At 58.7% G+C, this 2,313-nt stretch carries 4 protein-coding genes and 1 pseudogene; all 5 read right to left on the reverse strand.

Going from position 1 to position 2,313, the window contains the following annotated elements; translation table 11 throughout:
• A pseudogene (locus JCM12296_RS34245) lies at positions 1 to 262 on the reverse strand (5' nucleotidase, NT5C type); the annotation flags it as partial.
• 361 nt (positions 263 to 623) lie between these two features.
• Entirely contained in the window at positions 624 to 1,217 is a 594-nt protein-coding gene (locus JCM12296_RS34250; protein WP_246805304.1) for a slipin family protein, read from the reverse strand.
• A 26-nt stretch (positions 1,218 to 1,243) separates the two neighbouring features.
• On the reverse strand, positions 1,244 to 1,375 hold the full coding sequence (locus JCM12296_RS48710; RefSeq protein WP_281492264.1) for a hypothetical protein: 132 nt from the start codon (positions 1,373 to 1,375) through the stop codon (positions 1,244 to 1,246).
• 17 nt (positions 1,376 to 1,392) lie between these two features.
• A complete protein-coding gene (locus JCM12296_RS40760) occupies positions 1,393 to 1,785 on the reverse strand; it encodes an NfeD family protein (RefSeq protein ID WP_054702579.1) in 393 nt (130 codons plus the stop codon).
• On the reverse strand, positions 1,782 to 2,313 hold a 532-nt coding region (locus JCM12296_RS40765), incomplete at its 5' end, for an NfeD family protein (protein WP_422699259.1). The genes JCM12296_RS40765 and JCM12296_RS40760, both read right to left, overlap by 4 nt.

Consider the following 2,313-nt stretch of genomic DNA (forward strand, 5'->3'; position numbering starts at 1 on the left):
CGCGGCAAGGCGCCGGCAACACCGGCCCGGCACCGGGAATGGGCGCCAGCGTCGCCCGGTAACGGCCGTCGAGGATCCGCTGCGTGGCCGCTTCCAAAACCGCATCATCCACACTGAGGCACTGGTCCAGCCGGTAGCAGGTAATATCCTCGTAGCGCACCGAATGGACATCGTAATGATCCCTCAGAATATCCAGAAACAGGTGCATCGTGTCTGCGATGACCCCGTCAATATCAAAGGCCAGGGCTTTCGGATCGATCATCGGGCGTCGCCGTCTTCCAACCGTCATTTGGATCATTGACGGTCGTCTGGGGCCCGCAAGCGGGCATTAACAAAAAGTTATTTAAGTAACCCCAAGGCAAGGGGCGTGTCAATATGGATATTTGGCAATCATATGGCAGCGGCGTTTGGCTTTCAGCTTTTTACTGGCCTAACGGGAAGCAGGCGCTCTCGGTTCAATCAATGCCAAATGCCAAAGTCCAAATGTCAATTGAAGGATCGTATCGATCGTAGATGGATAGAATACCACCAATTGGCATTTGTCATTGGACATTTAGCATTTTTCACGTCGTCATCGTATAAAACGGGTAACGATGAATCAAATGCGGTTACCCTGTTGGCATTCATTCATCCCTCTCCCCTTTCCGCAAAAACGGCCGGAACAGATCGATGGGCAGGGGGAAGACCGTCGTGGTGTTGTTCTCGGCGGACATTTCACGCATGGTCTGCAGGTAGCGCAGTTGGAGGGCCATGGGATGGGCGTCGATGATCTTGGCGGCCTCGGCCAGACGATCGGCTGCCTGGTATTCACCCTCGGCGTTGATCACCTTGGCCCGCCGTTCCCGCTCGGCTTCGGCCTGCTTGGCCATGGCGCGTTGCATCTCCTGGGGCAGGTCGATGTGCTTGAGCTCCACCGTGGCGACCTTGATGCCCCAGGGATCGGTATGGGTATCCAGGATTTCCTGCAACTGGGCGTTGATCTTTTCCCGCGCCGAGAGCAATTCGTCCAGCTCGGCCTGGCCGCACACGCTGCGCAGGGTCGTCTGGGCCAGCTGGGAGATGGCGTAAGCGTAGTTCTCCACCTCCACGATGGCCTTGATCGGTTCGATCACGCGGAAATAGATCACGGCATTGACCTTCACCGAGACGTTGTCCCGGGTGATCACGTCCTGGGGATCCACATCCATGGCCACCAGGCGCAAGCTCACCTTGACCATTTTGTCCACGATGGGAATCAGGATGATCAGCCCGGTCCCTTGGATTGAATAACCCGTCCCAGGCGGAAGATCACCCCCCGTTCGTACTCGTTGAGAATTTTAAGGGCCGTGGCCAGGAAAAAGATCACCAGCACGACAATGCCGATATAGGGATACATGGGGGGTCTCCTTTGCTTTAATGCGATTCTTGATCCAGCGGTTCCACCACCAGGGTGAGCCCGTCCATGGCAACCACGCGGACCGGCGCACCGGCCGCCAGTGGTGTCCGGCAGCGGGCAAACCACAGCTCGCCGTGGATCTGCACCTTGCCGGTGGGTGCGAGAGCGGTTTTTACCACACCGGTCCGGCCCACCAGCCCGGCACCGCCGGTCATCGGTTGACGGCGCTGGGCGCGAAAAACCAGACCGGCCACGACCACGAAAAATCCGCTCACCAGTCCCAGGGTGGGGATGATCACCTGCCAGGAGACGGCCATCCGGCCACCGCTACGATCGAAGAGCATCATCGATCCGATCAGCAGACTGGCAATGCCGGCCACGCTGAGCAGACCGTAGCTGGCGATTTTCATCTCCAGAATGAAAAAATCAGGGCCAGCACGATCATCAGCACACCGGCAATGTTCACCGGCAGGGTTTGGAAGGCGTAGAAGGCCAGCACGAGGGCGATGCTGCCGATCACGCCCGGCAGAACCACCCCCGGATGGGAAAGTTCGAAATAGAGACCGGCCAGGCCGATCATCATCAGGATATAGGCGATGTTGGGGTCGCTGATGGCCTTGAGGATGCGGGTGCGCAGGGTTTCGGCAATCCAGACACGCTGTTGGGGGTCAATGGCGATGGGTTCCCGGCCACGGATCTTGCGGCCATTGATCCGGGAAAGGAGATCGTCCACATCGCGGGCCACCAGATCGATGACCTTTAGTTTCAACGCCTCGCTTTCGGTCACGGACACGCTTTGGCGCACGGCCGCCTCGGCCCAGGTGACGTTGCGGCCCCTTTTTTCGGCAATGCTCTTGGCAAAAGCCACGGTATCGTTGGTGACCTTCTCGGCCATGGTCTCGCCGATATCCTTGCCGCCGGTATTCACCGGGTGGGCG

Origin of the sequence: Desulfosarcina cetonica JCM 12296, from assembly GCF_001311845.1 — a bacterium.
Classification (GTDB): domain Bacteria; phylum Desulfobacterota; class Desulfobacteria; order Desulfobacterales; family Desulfosarcinaceae; genus Desulfosarcina; species Desulfosarcina cetonica.

Excerpts from the sequence above, each read along its gene's own strand:
- JCM12296_RS40760 (WP_054702579.1), bottom strand. The coding sequence starts at position 1,785 with ATGAAAATCGCCAGCTACGGTCTGCTCAGCGTGGCCGGCATTGCCAGT.
- JCM12296_RS34250 (WP_246805304.1), bottom strand. The coding sequence starts at position 1,217 with ATGGTCAAGGTGAGCTTGCGCCTGGTGGCCATGGATGTGGATCCCCAG.
- JCM12296_RS48710 (WP_281492264.1), bottom strand. The coding sequence starts at position 1,375 with ATGTATCCCTATATCGGCATTGTCGTGCTGGTGATCTTTTTCCTGGCC.